General features: G+C 46.0%; 13 protein-coding genes and 1 pseudogene. 5 read left to right on the top strand and 9 right to left on the bottom strand.

What is annotated here, in order from left to right; all coding sequences use genetic code 11:
• The 5 genes from Mcas_RS15170 to Mcas_RS15190 all read right to left on the bottom strand — a co-directional run.
• The coding region (locus tag Mcas_RS15170; protein ID WP_040336403.1) for a transposase at positions 1 to 368 on the bottom strand (368 nt) is incomplete at its 3' end.
• 71 nt (positions 369 to 439) lie between these two features.
• Positions 440 to 820, bottom strand: coding sequence for a hypothetical protein (locus Mcas_RS15175; RefSeq protein WP_040336404.1), 381 nt, complete (start codon positions 818 to 820; stop codon positions 440 to 442).
• Between the two features lie 43 nt (positions 821 to 863).
• Positions 864 to 1,628, bottom strand: a complete 765-nt coding sequence (locus Mcas_RS15180) for a hypothetical protein (RefSeq protein ID WP_040336405.1) — start codon at positions 1,626 to 1,628, stop codon at positions 864 to 866.
• A gap of 3 nt (positions 1,629 to 1,631) precedes the next feature.
• Positions 1,632 to 2,564: a hypothetical protein gene (locus Mcas_RS15185; protein ID WP_040336406.1), complete on the bottom strand. Its 933-nt coding sequence runs from the start codon at positions 2,562 to 2,564 to the stop codon at positions 1,632 to 1,634.
• A 3-nt stretch (positions 2,565 to 2,567) separates the two neighbouring features.
• Entirely contained in the window at positions 2,568 to 4,769 is a 2,202-nt protein-coding gene (locus Mcas_RS15190; protein ID WP_040336407.1) for a hypothetical protein, read from the bottom strand.
• 446 nt (positions 4,770 to 5,215) lie between these two features.
• Here Mcas_RS15190 and Mcas_RS15195 point away from each other — a divergent pair, with 446 nt between their 5' ends.
• Positions 5,216 to 6,454 (top strand): U32 family peptidase C-terminal domain-containing protein, encoded by a 1,239-nt coding sequence (locus Mcas_RS15195; protein ID WP_040336408.1) that lies wholly within the window; start codon positions 5,216 to 5,218, stop codon positions 6,452 to 6,454.
• A gap of 52 nt (positions 6,455 to 6,506) precedes the next feature.
• A complete protein-coding gene (gene cutA / locus Mcas_RS15200) occupies positions 6,507 to 6,812 on the top strand; it encodes a divalent-cation tolerance protein CutA (protein ID WP_040336409.1) in 306 nt (101 codons plus the stop codon).
• A 4-nt stretch (positions 6,813 to 6,816) separates the two neighbouring features.
• Here the strand turns inward: cutA and Mcas_RS15205 are convergent, their stop codons facing one another.
• The 3 genes from Mcas_RS15205 to guaB form a co-directional block, all read right to left on the bottom strand.
• Positions 6,817 to 8,265: an EH signature domain-containing protein gene (locus Mcas_RS15205; protein WP_040336410.1), complete on the bottom strand. Its 1,449-nt coding sequence runs from the start codon at positions 8,263 to 8,265 to the stop codon at positions 6,817 to 6,819.
• Positions 8,266 to 8,273: 8 nt separating this feature from the next.
• Positions 8,274 to 11,615, bottom strand: coding sequence for a hypothetical protein (locus Mcas_RS15210; protein WP_040336411.1), 3,342 nt, complete (start codon positions 11,613 to 11,615; stop codon positions 8,274 to 8,276).
• Positions 11,616 to 11,806: 191 nt separating this feature from the next.
• Entirely contained in the window at positions 11,807 to 13,273 is a 1,467-nt protein-coding gene (gene guaB, locus Mcas_RS15215) for an IMP dehydrogenase (RefSeq protein ID WP_040336412.1), read from the bottom strand.
• A gap of 514 nt (positions 13,274 to 13,787) precedes the next feature.
• Between guaB and Mcas_RS15220 the strand changes: the two genes are divergently transcribed.
• Genes Mcas_RS15220 through Mcas_RS15230 form a run of 3 tightly spaced genes read left to right on the top strand, consistent with a single transcriptional unit; the run spans position 13,788 to position 17,005 of the window.
• On the top strand, positions 13,788 to 15,470 hold the full coding sequence (locus Mcas_RS15220) for a hypothetical protein (RefSeq protein ID WP_156033419.1): 1,683 nt from the start codon (positions 13,788 to 13,790) through the stop codon (positions 15,468 to 15,470).
• Positions 15,471 to 15,503: 33 nt separating this feature from the next.
• The gene (gene uppS, locus Mcas_RS15225) at positions 15,504 to 16,217 is read left to right on the top strand and encodes a polyprenyl diphosphate synthase (protein WP_040336414.1); all 714 of its coding nucleotides are present in this window, start codon (positions 15,504 to 15,506) and stop codon (positions 16,215 to 16,217) included.
• 2 nt (positions 16,218 to 16,219) lie between these two features.
• The gene (locus tag Mcas_RS15230; RefSeq protein WP_052567557.1) at positions 16,220 to 17,005 is read left to right on the top strand and encodes a phosphatidate cytidylyltransferase; all 786 of its coding nucleotides are present in this window, start codon (positions 16,220 to 16,222) and stop codon (positions 17,003 to 17,005) included.
• Positions 17,006 to 17,182: 177 nt separating this feature from the next.
• Here Mcas_RS15230 and Mcas_RS15235 read toward each other — a convergent pair.
• Positions 17,183 to 17,445, bottom strand: a pseudogene (locus Mcas_RS15235) (hypothetical protein); the annotation flags it as partial.

A 17,445-nucleotide genomic window follows, 5' to 3' on the forward strand; every position in this document is an offset into this window, starting at 1 on the left:
TGTAGTGCATATTCAGCAAAAGCACGTGAGAATGTTGATTCTGATGGTATATCTTGTATTTTAGCAAATCCACATATCTTTCTCAGATTTGGCATCGTTTTTAGAGATTCTATCAAAAGACTTGTCGTAGGGTAATTATAGACAACTTTGGCTACAAACGCTCTGCCAATTGCATACCTCTCCTTGAGTTTACGACCTATGCATTGACTGTCTACCCACCACATATGTCTTTCTATCTGAACTATCTCCAGGATTGTAACTAACTGCTTTTGTTTCTTGGTTATTGGATCGGTAAGTATTTCTTCCAACTCTGGGAACAGTACCCGTTGTATATTTCCTGCTAACCATGATATACTCTCTAATAACATTATGTTCTCCTTTTAATCTATTATATTTAGGTGTTATATTATAGCACAAAGAGAACTAAAAAAGGTTTAGTTTAGGAGTTTTGCAAGAGGCTCATAGTAAAAACAGTTTTCTCATAGCGTAAAACCATAAGCATTACACTAATAGCAAGCAACAAAACAATGGTATACTTATATACACTGGCTAAATTATTACCACTTAAACGAGCTGAATTAGAAAATAAAAAATACATACTAAACAGACATATCAAACCTAAAAAACACATCAACGCTACTGTTAATATACTAATTTTTTCTTTCTTGTTTTGAAGCTTTTCTCTAAAGTGCCAGTTGCTTTTTTTATAGTCATCTTCCGTTAGTTCTTGCTCTTGCCCTTCTCCTTCACCTAATGGAGTCTTTGGCATCATGTCAACATCTTTTAAGTACTGTTCAAACAATTCTTTTTTTAAAAACATATCTGTTAAATCTCCTTATCTTTATTGTTCTTTGAAAAACATTTCAAAAGGATGTTTCTTCAAGTGCTTCAATATAAGTTGCATTGTTATCATATAAGTATCTAAATAACATAAGATAAAACCCCATCCACACGACTGGTGTTGCCTCACCATATCCTGACTTTATAAGATACTTTAGATTTTTTTCCTTTAACTTTACAACAAGTGGTTCGGAGTTGCATACGTCAAGGTCGAGTATACCGGTAAAATCGTACGGAACAGCATCTACAATTTCAGGGATTGTTGCAAAACCATCAAAGAATTCCATACCTGGTTTGTGTAATTCAGATTCTTTATTGTTAAAATGAGCAAAAGGTATAATTACATCAAACTCCTCACGCTCAAGCAGACCTTTAAAGCAATCAAATGTTACATTGTAGAAAACATTAACACCAAGTTGTTGAAAATTAGTTTTAAAATTTTCATATATACGAGCTACTTTTATGTAATATCCATTCCAATCATCCTTAAACTTCATCCTTATATACTCTCTGTCAGGCACTTTTCTATTTTGTTCAAAGCTCTTTTCGTCTAAAGGAATGGCAAATGCCAAGGCACAGTTATTGGGCTTTACTATACGACGTGTCATTATCTTATCCCCCTTATGGTTTTTTATCTCTACCTCTAATGCATGACGTATCTTTGCGGCAAATTCAGCCTGAGTACCCTTTCTTACATTCATATTCCATAAGCTATCTGGTGCTATATAAGATTTTAGACGTTGAATCAACTCTGCCCAAAGTAGCTTTGTTTGTGCATAAAAATTCATCCTCTATTGTCTGCCATCACGGGTGAAAAATTTCACAAACGATTTAAACAATCCTTTAACTCTTGTTGTTTCCTTGACAGCTTCTTCGCTAATTTCAGTTATCCCCACAGGGGTCTCAAAGAAATCTCTCGTTAGACTTGATTCGGGATGTAATAAAGTTCTTATCTTGATATTAGATTTACCCTGCTTTCTAAGCCAAATCCTTGCTGATGCAGCAAATACGTCTGCCTGCTCTTGTGTATAATTTTTTAAAACCAAGTACACTTCCTGATTTTCTGTCGTCTGTATATCCTTGATTACCTTATCAACTATATCAGATATCTTATAGCTCACTGTAATGCTATCCTCAGAATTGCTTTTGCCATCATAGAGCATATGCATTGATGGATACTGTTCTACTATATAATATGGAAATTTGATGCCAAATGGACTACTTGATATCTGTTTGTTAGTCGTTTTTGCAAGTTCGTCTAACTTGGGGTCATACGTTTGGTAGACCCGTTTCATCTGCTCGTCTTTTGGGATGGGTGCCGAAGGCATATCTTTGTTTAAGGCTGACAGTGGCTCCGCTTTGATCTTTATACTGTCATCAGTAGCGCTTTTGGAGAGATTAATGCTCTTGTTGCCTTCCATTATGGTTATCGTCCAAGACTGCTTTCCTTTTAGCTCCCTTGCCTTGTATGTTTCTATAAACTTGTCTCTTATGCTGGTTCTCTCGCTGTTACTATAGACGGACGTAGTGTTTGTGGACAAATACTTATCGACAGCATCCATAACTTGCTTGCTTGGGTCTTTTTCAACGACAAGTTCCTCTGAGGCCACAAACCCACTGCTTGGCCCTCTTGAGACAATATCCTTTATGATGCCAGGGTTTTTAAGCGTTGCCATCTCCAGCTTAAATTCATTATTTTGGGGCTTTAGTATACGACGTGTCATTGCCTATCCCTCCTTCTGATTTTCAATTGTAATGATTACTATTCTAAAATCACTTGTTTCATTTTCAGCGACCATTTTCAAGTTGTCATCTTTAAAGTGTTTATCAGTCTCTAATGCAATACGTATCTTTGCTGCAAGTTCAGCCTGAGTACCCTTCATTACATTCATGTTCCATAAGCTGCCTGGAGATACATAAGACTTTAGATGTTGAATCAAACTTACACCAAGCAATTTTGTTTCTGTATAAAAATCCATTCGCAATTTTCTGCCATCACGCGTGAAAAATTTCACGAATGACTTAAATAATCCTTTATATTTTCCGGTTGTCACTTGAACAGGTTCTTCGCTGACTTCTTCTATTCCCACAACGGTTTCAAAGAAATCCCTCGTCAGAGGTGATTCAGGGTGTAATACAGTTCTTATCTTGATGTTGGATATTCCTTGCTTTTTAAGCCACTTTCTTGCCGTTACAGCAACTCCGTCTGCTTGCTCTTGTGTATAATTTTTTAAAACCAAGTACACTTCCTTTCTTTCTGTCGTCTGTGTATCCTTGATTACCCTATCAATTATATCAGATGTCTTAAAGCTCACTGTATAGCTATCCTCAGAAATGCCTTTGCCGTCATAGAGCATATGCATTGATGGATACTGTTCTACTATATAATATGGAAATTTGATATCACATGGGCTACTTGATATCTGTTTGTTCGTCTCTTTTGCAAGTTTGTCTAAGTTGGAATCATACGTTTGGTAGGCCAGCTTCATCTTATCGTCTTTTGGGATGGGTGCCGAAGCCATCTCCTTGTTTAAGGCTGACAGTGGCTCCGCTTTGACCCTTACATTATCATCAGTCGCACTTTTGGAGATGTTAATGCTCTGGTTGCCTTCTGTTATGGTTATTGCCCAAGACTGCTTTCCTTTTAGCCCTCTTGCCTTGTATGCTTCTATAAACTTGTCTTTTATGCCGGTTATCTCGCCGGCACTATAGATGGAATTAGCGTTTGCGTTTAAATATTTATCGACAACATCCATAATCTGTTTGCTTGGGGCTTTTTCAACGATAAAATCCCCTGATGGCACAAAACCACTGCTTGGCCCACTTGAGGCAATTTCCTTTACGAAGCCGGGGTTTTTAAGTGTTGCCATTTCCACCTTAAACTCACCCGTAGATAAGGAGTTATATTCGACCTTCACGTCATAGTTTTTTTTGCTAAACATTTGTTTTAACGTATCAAGGTGTTTAGCCCCACAGATCAGGATAATCCTCCGGTAGTTGTTTGACTGTGCAATCTTTGTAGCGGCCGCGACCATATGGGTATCCCTCTCAGTGGTATCAAGGTTGGGATTTGATGTGGACAATGAGTCACTGAACTTTGCCCTAAGGGCCACGGATTCAATGTTGTGAAAGGGGAGCTTGATCCCTTTGAGGTTGAGCATAACATACAAATAATCAGCCGCCGATATGTACTTGCTCTCTTCATATAGCTTGTTTGTCTCACTTACATCGGGCAACTTGTTGAGCATGGAGATAACCTCTTTTGCCGCTTCTTCTCCATGATCGTTGTAGATTTTCTCTACTACGGATATTACTTCTTCTCTGGTCTTTGGCTTTGCGTTATCGAAATACACCTTGTACTTGCCAAGCTCAAGACTCATTGGTCTATCGGCATCTTTAATCATGCGCTCCTGCAGGGCTGCAATTGCCTTATCGGGCTGACTGGAAAGCGTTTCATACTCAGACCAGTTGAACTTTAGCGTCTCAGGCTGTTCGATGAATATGGCGTCTATCTCATACGTGTTAATGAGGGTCACTATTTTTTTAGCCACCGCCTTCTGGCTTTTCCCAAGATGGGTCTCTCCTATAAGGAATATTGTACGGCGACCGCCATTGTCAGAGAGAGAATATACAGCCTCGGTTTCATCTGCCAACTTATATGTAGCCGTTATAAAACCGGCTTTGTCCTTGAGGGGTGTTTTTATCCCATCGAGCTTGACAAGTTTCACCGTTGGATGATTAGGATAGATTTTATCTGGCGCTAGTACTTCCTTTGTTTGGGTTGTAACGTATTGCTGACCTGATACGTCACTCCAGACAAACACTACATTTTCAACAGGCTTTGGGGCAAAAATTTTATTCCTGAACACAAACACGAGGCTCAATAAGGCTACTATTGTTATGGCTAATGCTATGTATCGTTTATTCATCTTTAGTGTTTCTCCTTATTTATTCAGTCTATATATAGTTTAAACCACAAGCTGACGGAAAACAAGAGAAATGTTGTTCACAGAATTGGTAGTCCTGCAGTGATAGTGATATTGCCATCCCCCTCCCTTTATGGGAGGGGTTAGGGGAGGGTGGTAAATTTACGATCATCACTACTTGTGCAGGACTACCACAGAATTTTAATCAACATAAATAGCTGGAAGCAATAAATTAGCCGAAATACATAAAAGCGTTGCTTACAAATCCGGTCTTTTCTGTGAACAAAACTTCACAACGTAAAAAAGTATACGAATGCCTAAATAACGGAGCATAAATGTTTAGAGCTTTAGGGTTAAGAATAATGGGGTTTCAGTATATACATTTGCTTTGCTCTATCCACATGTTTTATACTAAGAAAGTGTGTTACTATATTTACAGGAGTAAACCTATGAACGAGATGCCTGAACTCCTTGCCCCGGCGGGCAGTTTTGACAAGCTCAGGACCGCGCTTCACTACGGCGCTGATGCCGTCTATCTTGGCCTGACCGGTTTTAGCCTCAGGGCGAAGGGTGACAACTTTGACGACGGTCAACGGGGGGAGCAGCTAAAATCCGCCGTCGATTACGCCCACGCCCACGGCAAAAAGGCCTACGTTACGATAAACGTCTTCCTGCACAACGCCGACCTGCAGCCACTGGCGGAGCACATCGATTGTCTCAGAGAGATCAACCCCGACGGCGTGATCGTCTCCGACCCCGGGGCGTTTGACGCCGTCTCCGAGGCGATCCCCGCACTGCCAATACACATCAGCACGCAGGCCAATATAACAAACTGGCGCTCGGCACGGTTCTATGAGCGACTTGGCGCCAAACGCCTCGTCCTCGCACGTGAACTCTCAATCAACGAAATCAGGGACATCCGCGACCACGTCTCAATAGAGCTTGAGTGCTTTGTCCACGGGGCGATCTGCATATCGTACTCGGGCAGGTGCTATATCAGCGCATTTCTTGCCAACCGCTCGGCAAACAGCGGCCTGTGTACAAACTCTTGCAGATGGAACTACACACTGATGGAGGAAAAACGCCCCGGTGAACACTTCCCCGTCTACGAAAACGACAGAGGCACTTACGTTATGAGTTCCAGGGACCTCTGCATGATCGGGCACCTGGATAAACTGCATGCCGCCGGCGTGGACAGCTTCAAGCTCGAAGGCAGGGTCAAGGGCGTCAATTACCTGGCCACCGTTGTGAAGGTCTACAGGGAGGCCATAGATGCCCTCAGCAGCGGCAAAGATTACGTAGTGGACAACCGGTGGCTGGCGGAGTTGTCGTCGGTGTCAAACCGGGGCTTTACAACGGGGATGTATCTGGGCAGTCACCCCGATGGCCATTACAACCACGACGAACAGGAGATGTACAAAGGCATTCACAATATACTTGGAGTAGTCCGCTCCACAAGTGATGGCTGGGGCGAGGTCTACCTCAAGGGCAAGTTGGCCGTAAGGGACTCTGTAATGTTCCTATCTCCGGGACTGGAAAGTGCGGCCGTCATACTCCAGCAAATGAAGGACGTCTTTGGAAATCCCATAGATTCAGCAAAAAACGAAGACACGGTCATAATCCCCATCATTGAAGGTATCAAGAAAAACGATCTGCTGAAAAAAAAGGATATTGAGGGATTACTTTAGTCTCTTAGCTTGTTTACACATCATAATATATATCTAAAGGAGATATTGCGATATGGAGTTTTATGTGGTTTTGATCACCGCACCGGATGAGCAGTCTGCCAGGGAGATGGCTATGAGGCTGGTGGAGGAGGGGCTTGCAAAGTGCGTAAATATAATCAACAACGTTACTTCCATCTTTAGCTGGGAGGGTAAGATTGAAACGTCCCCTGAGGTACTCATGATCGCAAAGACCAGACGGGATAAGTTCCAATCCCTCAAGGAGCGCGTCATAGGACTGCACTCCTACTCGGTTGCCGAGGTCATAGCCCTGCCCATCGCAGAGGGGTCAGAGGCATACCTGTCATGGTTGCGCTCGTAGGATTTCAAGGACTGGGGTGTGGCTTTATGTCGTACAGAGACAGATATTTTTCAACAAAAGGTTGCCAGTTGTTGGAGTGATAAAAGCGCAGGGCGGGATAACTTGTGTGATAGTAAAACTGGACCATCTGGGTGTTTTGTGTTGCCGTGGGTGTATCTGCTTTTTTGAGGTCTGCGATATTCAGAGTCTCTTGTGTCAGGTCTGACTTAAAACTCTCGTGCTTGTAGAGATACATGGCGGTGTCAGGCTCGGTAAACTCTACGGCATAGAGGCGGTTGTCAAGGTCAAGGACTATGCAGCTTGAATTAAGCCTGCCGGTGTCGCAGCATAATGATGATAGTTCCCTACAGTCTTCCCTGGCTTTTTCAATGACCTCTCTGCGGGTCTTGTGGTGGTAGGTGGAGACGAAAATACGGCTGTCCCTTATTGAACCGGCAAAGCGCAACCAGAATGCCCTCCTCACATGGGCATCACTGATGTTGTCGGATAAGAACTTGAAAAAAAATACGATATCGTCCTCAATCAACCATCTCTTAAATATCCCTGTGGAGTGTTCACCTATTGTACTCCAGTTATCCGCACAGGAGGCATTGCGAGGGTCTCCAAGTATATCCGGAGCCAGGAAATATTTGTTTAGTTTCTTTTGACAGGTAACCCTGTACTCACCGTCTGAGTCAAGGCGTCGTATCAGTTCGGAGGCAATTTCGTCTGCTCGTGCCTTATCTGTAGTACCATGGGGCAGCAGTACCTCGTACAATAAGACGTTGAAACAGACGGGATTTTTAAAGTCATCCAGACATAGTTTGATAATATTGCCACAGGTCTCTACCAAAAGGTCATCAGCAGAGCCTGGCACCAGATGGTGTCTCAGCAGCAGGGTGTCAATTGATATAGTCGGGGTTTTCTCTTTATCGTCCAATACACACCTGGCAATGTTCAGCGGTGTGTCTGCGGAAAAGTACACCTCCGGCGATTCTGCTACATTGGAGATATCACAGCCCTCTTGCGCCCTCTGTTCCCAGAACAACCACAGCTCCCTAAGGGGTAAGAAGACGGCTTGATTTTCCATAAAATACCGATATCTCTTGAAATACACGGAGAGCAGATTCTTGTACATCAGACAGGAGCGTATCCCCGCTGTCTTTATTGCATCCAAGAGTCTCAGATATATCGATTTGTTGTTAACCGGCAGGTCGTGGTCACAGGCCAGCACCCTAAGCTCCCTGTGGGTCAGCTCTGGCATACGGTTGTGGATTGCCAGGGATGCGTTGATTTTGTTCTTTATCTTTCGCAGCTCGGAGCGATAACGTGTTGGCGCTGTTAAGGTGGTAACAGGCGTTGGTGCTTCTTCCTTCCTTGCAACACTCTCCGATGCAATCGTGTTATAGGTCAATCCCGATTGCCCTATTGAGCTAATCGCCCTCTCAATGTCCCGGATGTCAAGGTCAGACAAAGGCTGCTCTACCCCTTCAGCTTATCGTTTAACTGCACCAGCGTAGATGATATCTCATCAACCAGCTCGGTTTGAACGTGGATAACCCCACGGAGGCTGCTGACCGACTCTGACAGACCAGCGTTGATGTCGTTGATGAATCTGGTCAGCCCATCGGTCGTGCGTCCGGTGAAGACGTCTGTTTGTTTGACGAGGTTGAACAAGAGCCTTTCCACGGTAGCAGCGAGTTCTTTGAACGTGTCCCTTTCATGTTCCAGCAACTGGGTATTGAGCTTGCTTTTACCATCTGCTTCCTTTAGCAAAGAGTTGAAATTGGCATACAACTTCTCGTGTGTATCTGCAGACTTTATCAGCCCCTCAGTTAGATGCTTGACGCCGGTAGATGCGGTTGCCAACAACACGGCTGACTCCTTTATTAAGCTGACAAGTTTGGAGCTTTTTTCAAGCGTATTATTCTGTCTTTCGATAGAACTGTTTATGAGGTTGATCAGTTGCTTAAGGCCATCCTGCGACACTGTGTGTTGTGCGGAGAGTTTGCTTATGTGCTGGTCAATGCTGCTTGTCCAGTCCATGAACTTTGCAGTTTGGCTGTCTATGCTGCCCGATGTCTTTGACAGATTGGAGGTTATGTCGTCTATGAATTGCTTAAGCCTGTCGGTCGTGCGCGCGGTAAAGACGTCTGTTTGAACAACGAGGTTGGTCATGACCTTCTCTATGGTGCCTTCGAGTTCTTTAAAGGTTGACTGTTGTTTTTCCAACAACCGGGAGTTGAGTTTACTTATGCCCTCTATTTCCTTGAACAGGTCGTTGAAGTTTACGCAGAGCTGCTCCTGTGAACCTGTGGATTTGGCAAGGCCATCGGTAAGGAGTCTGACATCACCCGATGCAATTGCCAGCAAGGCGGCTGATTCCTTTATCAGTCCAACTACCCGGGCACTATCCTTGAGGGTATCGGCCTGTTTATCGACAGCGTTGGTTATGCCGGCCATCAGGCGTTCAAAGTTCTCCTGAGTCAGTACGCTGTGCGTGGAGAGCTTACCCACATGTTGATCGATGCTGATTGTCCACTCAAGGAGTCTTGTGTGTTGGTTTTCCACAGTGCCAACGGTCTTTGACAGACTTGAGGCTATATCGTCGATGAATTGCTTCAGCCCATCGGTTGTACGTCCGGTAAAGACATCTGCCTGGTGTACGAGGTTGGTCATGACCTTCTCTATGGTGTCTTCGAGTTCTTTGAAGGTAGCCTGGTGCTTTTCAAACAACTGGGAGTTGAGCTTGCTTATGCCCTCTGTTTCCTTGAACAGGTCGTTGAAGTTTACGCAGAGCCGCTGCTGTGAGTCCGTGGACTTGACCAGGCCATCGGCAAGGAGTCTGACATCACCAGATGCCGTTGCCAACAAGTCGGCTGATTCCTTTATCCGTTCCACCACCTGGGCGCTGTCCTTAAGGGTATCGGCCTGTTTATCGACAGCGTTGGTTATAATGGCCATTAAGCGTTCAAAGTTCTCCTGAGTCAGTGCGCTATGGATGGAGAGTTTGCCCACATGTTGGTCAATGCTGTTTGTCCATTCCAGGAGCCTTGTGTGTTGGTTTTCCATAGTGTTGGTGGTCTTTGACAGACTTGAGACTATATCGTCGATGAATTGCCTCAGCCCATCGGTTGTACGTCCGGTAAAGACATCAGCCTGGTGTACGAGGTTGGTCAGGACCTTCTCTATGGTGCCTTCGAGTTCTTTGAAGGTGGCCTGGTGTTTTTCAAACAACTGGGAGTTGAGCTTGCTTATACCCTCTGTTTCCTTGAACAGGTCGTTAAAGCTTACGTAGAGTCGATCGTGTGAGTCTGTGGACTTGACCAGACCATCGGTAAGGAGGCTGATATCGCCAGATGTGGTTGCCAACAAGGTGACAGATTCCTTTATCAGTCCGACCACCTGGGCGCTGTCCTTGAGGGTATCGGCCTGTTTGTCGATGGCGCTGGTTATGCCGATCATCAGGCGTTCAAAGTTTTCCTGAGTCAGTGCGCTGTGCGTGGAGAGCTTGCCCATATGTTGGTCAATGCTGTCTGTCCATTCCAGGAGCCTTGTGCGTTGGTTTTCCATAGTACCGGCGGTCTTTGACAGACTTGAGACTATATCGTCGATGAACTGCCTCAACCCCTCGGTTGTACGCCCGGTAAAGGCATCAGCCTGGTGTACGAGGTTGATCAGGACCTTTTCTGTGACATCCTGGAATTCTCTAAAGGTTGACTGCTGCTTTTCCAGTAGCTGGGAGTTGAGTTTGCTTATGCCCTCTGTTTCCTTGAGCAGGCCATCGGTAAGGAGTCTGATATCGGAAGAAGTAGTTGCCAGTACGGAGGCCGTTTCGTTTACCAGGTGCGCTGCCTGGACAGTGTCATTGAAGGTATCAAGCTGCTTTTCAATTGCAGTGTTTATGCGCTCGATCAGTTTTTCAAAATTTTCCTGTGTCATGGTGCTGTGAGCGGAGAGCTTGCTAATTTGTTCAAAGCCATCAGCGTAGAGACCCTGTATCTCGTTTATCGCCGAGCTGAGATAGGTGGTCAGCTTTGTGTAGGTAGAGCGCATTTGTTCCGGCAACAACTGCAACTGCTCAATTACGGCCTTTATGTCCTGGCTATATTGGAGCGGAGTGGCATTTAAGGCCTCAGGGAGTTTGGCCAGTTCGGTGACTATATCATCTTTGAAGGATTTCATGCCGTCGATTGCACTGACCAGTTGCTGTATTGTGGTCTGGCTGTCTGTTTGCTTGTCGTCTGTACTGTTCAGCCCGCAGACAATGGCGTCAATGCCAGGCTTGAGGTTTGTGAAGAAAATCTCATTGATACTTGAGATAATGTATTCAACATGCTGACTATTTGACTGGTGTATGGTGTTTGCGTGTTTTTTCAGCCCCTCGTCGATGGTTTCGCGGACGGAGAGGATTAGTTCTTTGTTGACCGCACTGGCTGCCAGTCTGTTGGACTGCTCAAGCAGGGCTATGATCGTTTCAAGGTTCGCCTGTACGTAGGCAAGGTTTGTCTGCGCATCGGTTTCAGCGTCTGTCTCACTCTCGGCTTGCACTTGGGATTCCATCCCGGAAGGCGGATAATGGTTCATTAACCTTAAATACTCGCTGATCTGCTGTTTTGTTCGGTTGTTGTCAAGGACGGTCAGCCAGAAATAAAGCACACATGACCCCAGCGTAATAAGCGCAGGGACATACACCAACGCCTGCACATGTGGGGTCTTGCTCAGGAGCAGGTATCCCATGCCAAAAATAATGGACACGGCCAGCAGCATTGGTACAATTGTTGCTACGCTTGCTTGCGCTTTCAGGTTCCTGATATGCTTCATATATGCTTCATTACACTACACTACATAACTTATGTCGGATATTGTAGCAAAAATGTTTAGGGAATGCTACTGCAATTTATTACCAGTATAAAGTAACGAAAAAAGACCAAGGAGGGCGGGGGTGCCTCGCCCCCTTCTTGACTTCCCCTGCAACGGGACTTCTTTTTTGTGGCCTAAATGTGTGTATCGGCCTATTCGGTTCTGTAATTGGGTGATTCCTTTGTGATAATTACGTCATGGACGTGGCTTTCTCTGAGACCTGCGTTTGTAATCTGTACAAATCTGGCATTTTCCCGCAGTTGCTTGAGGTTCGCACATCCGCAGTATCCCATGCCTGACCTTAACCCACCGACCAGTTGAAAGACCGTTTCGGCCAGCGACCCTCTGTATGGCACTCGTCCCTCAACGCCCTCGGGGACCAGCTTGGCAGTCTCTGCGACATCTCCCTGCATGTACCTGTCCCGTGCGCCCTGGGCATCAGCCATGGCGCCAAGCGACCCCATTCCCCTGTAGACCTTGTAACTCCTGCCCTGATACAGTACCGTCTCCCCGGGGGACTCCTCCGTACCGGCAAACAGATTGCCGATCATTACGACATGCGCACCGGCTGCCAAGGCCTTTGTGACATCGCCGGAGTACTTTATCCCGCCATCGGCTATGATTGGTACGTCGTGCTCCCTGGCCACCTGGTATGTCTGCGATATGGCCGTTATCTGGGGCACTCCAACGCCGGCCACTATGCGTGTTGTACAGATTGAACCCGGCCCCACTCCCACCTTGATACCATCTGCTCCGGCCTCAATCAGGTCAATGGCGGCCTCCTTTGTGGCAATGTTGCCCGCTATGACCGATATGCTGTAACGCTTCTTTATCCCCTTCAGCGTCTCTATCACGGCGTTTGAGTGTCCATGCGCAGTGTCTATTACAACGAGGTCTACTCCATTTTCTATGAGCATATCGATCCTGTCATAGGTATCCTTGCCCGTACCCACTGCCGCTCCAACCCTCAACCTGCCGAACTTGTCTTTGCACGCACAGGGGTATTTCCTCTTCTTTTCTATGTCCTTGATGGTTATCAGGCCCTTGAGTCTGAACTCCGAGTCCACTATAGGCAGCTTTTCGATCCTGTAGCGGTGCAGCAGCTCCTTGGCGCTATCGAGGTCAGTGCCCTCGGGGGCTGTTACAAGCCTCTCACTTGTCATGACCTCACTTACCTGTTTGTTGACATTAGTCTCAAATCGCAGGTCCCTGTTTGTAAGGATACCTATCAACTTATAATTTTCTGTAACCGGCACTCCCGATATCCTGAACTTTTCCATCAACACAAGGGCATCCCTGACATGGCTCTCCGGGGAAATCGTAACGGGGTCAACTATCATACCACTTTCGGACTTCTTTACCTTATTCACCTCCGATGCCTGCTTCTCTATGGACATTGCCTTGTGTATTATGCCGATGCCACCCTCCCTGGCTACCGCTATGGCAAGACGCGACTCCGTCACCGTGTCCATTGCAGCACTGACGATGGGAATATTTAGCTGTATATCACGCGTTATAAAAGTCTCCACGTTCACCGTGGACGGCACAACTTCAGACCTGCCCGGCATCAACAGCACATCATCAAAGGTCAGACCCAATGGTATCTTATCCTGGTTCATTTTAACCTCATTCTCCTTCTTGATTGTTTGCTCTTATCAATCCTGTGTAAGCTTGATAAGCATTAAGTTTACCGTCTCTCATCCATTATAACTTATTCCAGGCATTTTTGCACCCTCAACTTTATGTCTATATTATTGCACATATTGAGTTAAGTTTTAAATACTATTGGGGTAAACAAATATAACTTGAGGTGTCAGAAAAAACCCATGTACTTCGGCTAAACATCTGACTTGTTGCCTCACATAAAAATCTGGTAGTCCTGCAGAAGTATTGATGCATGTAGACTAAACCCTCATTATTAAATAGTTCATGTCATTCCCACGAAAATGGGAATCCATCTTTAAAAACAGCCTTAAATGCCTGATTAATGGAAAAACCACCAAAGAATAGTATCACTACCTCTACAGGACTACCGATTTTTACGTGAGGCAACGGGTATCGTTTCGTATAGATTTTAGATGAGGCAATTCGCCCCCTTTTATTTCTGAAAGTTTTATGCTATACTATTGGCATATGATGAAAAAGATTGTATACGGTCTGATACTGCTCCTGCTGCTTGGGAGTGCCATTTCATCGGGCAATGCCCTGGCAGCGGATGAGACACTCCGACCGCTGGTTGACAAGACGGTTGGATTTTTCAAGCCCCTCAAACAAAAGGTCGCAGACATCAAGGGCACCGTGCTCACCGTTGATTGCAGCACGGCTTCGGAGATGTTTGTCAAAGGAATGCACCTGGAACTCTTCCGTGAGGCTGAGATGTTCTACCACCCCATTACCAACGAACCCGTGGGCAGATTCGAAAAATCTGTGGGCGTTGCCGAGGTCACCAACGTAACACCAAATACCATCAAGGCAACCATTCTATCCGGAAACCCCCAAAAAGGCGACACTGTACGGGTGTCAAGCTCAAAGCGAAGGCTCCTGTTTTATCAAGCCAAGACGATAGACTGGTTCGTCGGAGACGCATACTACAGACAACTGAAAGAAACAGGTCGCTTTGATATGCTCGACACACCACTTGTTACCGACGACGTTGAAAAACTCCTGGCAGAGGCAAAGAAGTCCGACGCCGGCATCCTTGCCGTGGTGGATGGCGTAACCGAAGGCAGGGACAAACTCCTGAGACAGCGACTATTCTGGGTCTCCGACGCACGGGAGATATCCACTGACAAGCTCCTCTTAAACGAGGACTACGTAAGCGGCCTGAAATCAGCCGCAGACCCGTTTGTGGCATCCAACGACGCACCGCTTCTGACCTACCAGCTCTCCACCGGCTACGACCTCATCGCACTGGGCGACCTCGATGGCGATAAACAGCAGGAAATGCTCCTCAACACCGGGGCAACTGTAAGGGTATTTAAACCCACGGTTGATCTGCACCAGCTATGGACGTTTGATACCGACAAATTCCATGACAACATATATCTCGATACCATAGACCTCAACAAAAACGGTAAGGCCGAAGTGCTCGTCACCTCCTATGGCTCAGATGGCGCCTACGGCTATGTCTACGAACTCAAGGACAACGTCATCGAACTCTTGTGGAAGACAAAAGGATTCCTGCGCGTCATTGGTGGCAGGATGTTGTTTCAGGCATTTGATTCAACGGACGGTTTTAAGGGCGACGTCTTCAACGTGGTCTATGATGGCAAGTACCACCCGGATAAGGCACTGATACTGCCAAAGGGGATTAACATCTACGACTTCGCATTCCTGTCTGACCAGGGTCAGGGGCAAGATAAGGAATTGCTAAGGGTCGTGTTCTACGACAACGACAACCACATGGTCATCTCTGACGACAAGGGCAAAACCCTGTGGAGGAGCAAGGACGATTTTGGCGGCTTCATAAGGGAATATCAAGGAGATGGCTTCAGAAGAACAGGCCCCTGGCATGTTGCCGACAAGTTCTACACCACCAAACACCAGGCGTTGGTCATCAAACGTACCCCCGTCACCGCAACTGTGATATCCTTTGGTTATGGCAAATCCAAGATAGTAAACCTCTGGTGGAACGGTTCAACGGTAGACGAAAGCGCCCTCACTGGCAACCTCACTGGCAACATCCTCGACTACGCCATAGACAAAGACAGATTGTATGTGTTGAGTAAACCCATACTGGGAATCGTGGCCAAAAACATCCTTTCTGGTGACAATCCGTTTGTTACGGTACTGTCAGTCTATCCGTTTATCTACTGACATCCCTGCTGTGCTGATGAGGAGCGCTTTTACTTGGACAATGTCATAATACCAAAACACGTGGGCATTATCATGGATGGCAACGGCAGATGGGCCAATATACGGGGGTTGCCACGGGTAGAGGGACACCGTCAGGGTGTCAGACGCAGCAAGGATGTCATCAATGCCAGCGTCGATATCGGCATCAAGGCACTGACCCTGTACGCATTTTCGATAGAAAACTGGAGAAGACCCCAAACCGAAGTCCTGACCCTCATGGACCTTCTGGAGATGTACCTAAAAACGGAAATAGATGATCTTATGAGCAAGGGCATAGCATTTAAGGTGATCGGAAACAGGGAAAAACTCCCCCCCGAGATACAGTTCCTGATAAGAAACGCCGAGTTCCTGACGTCGCTCAATACCAGCATGGTGCTGTCAATGGCCATAAGCTACGGCGGCAGAGACGAAATCGTCCGCACCGTAAGAAAGCTCGCCAACAGCGGTGTAGACCTCCGTAACGCCGATGAATCCGTCCTGGAATCCAACCTCGACACCAGAGACATGCTGCCCGTAGACCTGATAATCCGCACAGGCGGAGAAAAACGCATCAGCAACTTCCTGATCTGGCAGTCGGCATACGCCGAGCTGTACTTCTCCGATACACTGTGGCCGGACTTCACTCAGGATGAGTTCTTTTCGGCCATCCACAACTACAAACAAAGGGAGAGACGCTTTGGGGCAGTCCCCCAGAAGGTCTCCTTGTAGAGATGCACGCCAAGCGCCTGATAGTTGCCGCCATCGTTCTACCGCTCTTTTACTGCTACGTCATGTACCTGCCGCGTGGCTTTTTTCTGTTCCTTATCTGTCTGATATCCTTCATCAGCCAGGCGGAGTTCCTGGCCATGTACAAGGTTAGGGATCATCAGAGGTATCTCTTTGCGTTGCTGGGGATTATCCCCATCTGCATGACCTACAAGTACAACGATATCCCAACCGCCCTGATAACGGTAATGCTGGCAATGGTGCTGTTTGGAAGGCTTTTTGTCCGAAAGTATCCGGAGAACGCCCTGATGGATATTGCACCATATATCGTTAGCTTTTTGTACATCCCTGTGATGTTGAGTTATTTCATAAAGTTAATGTCCATAGGCCCGGAGATAGTCATCTTCCTGTGTGCGGTCATATGGGGGGCAGACAGCTTTGCCCTGTACGCGGGCAAGACCATTGGAAGACGATCCCTCTACAAACAGATGAGCCCAAATAAAACCATAGAAGGTGCAATCGCCGCCATAATCGGAGCCGTCATCTGCTCCGCCCTGTTAAAGGCATACTTTGCGCTACACCTGTCGTTTGAGAAAACATTCCTCGTCGGTATAGTGCTGGCGCTGGTAGGCATAGCCGGTGACCTGGCAGAGTCCATGTTTAAACGAGACGCAAACGTCAAAGATTCAGGAAGTCTGTTGCCTGGTCATGGCGGCATCCTCGACAAGATAGACGGTATGCTGTTTGCCGCCCCTGCCCTATATCATATGCTTATAGTGTTTAGCCATTGAGCCTATTGCAAAAAGAAACCAAAACTCACTAAAAATATCTGCCCTACCCTCATCAATGAGGTCTAAATTTTATTCGTTAATATAAAAACTTCTAATTTTTCAATTTTATAGGATACAATGACTAATTCAACCCTATTTTAGGCGCACCTCTCCCTCATAATGCTAAATATCACTTTTTTAGGTACCTTTTATTGTTTGGGTTATCAATTTTAGCATTTGATCGGCAAATAAGACAACAATTCCGATCATCAAGTGCATCTTTACTTTCATTGCCCCTCTCACCAGAACATTTTTACCCCCAAACTCTTCCTTTAATCGACCATTGCCCCTTTCTACCGATGTTCGTTCGTTATATCTTATAGCCTCTGCATGAGACATTGGCAAAACACTACCACGACGGGGATTTTTGTCTATTATCGCTGACATGTCCCAAGACCTTG

Origin of the sequence: Candidatus Magnetobacterium casense, from assembly GCF_000714715.1 — a bacterium.
Lineage (GTDB): Bacteria > Nitrospirota > Thermodesulfovibrionia > Thermodesulfovibrionales > Magnetobacteriaceae > Magnetobacterium > Magnetobacterium casense.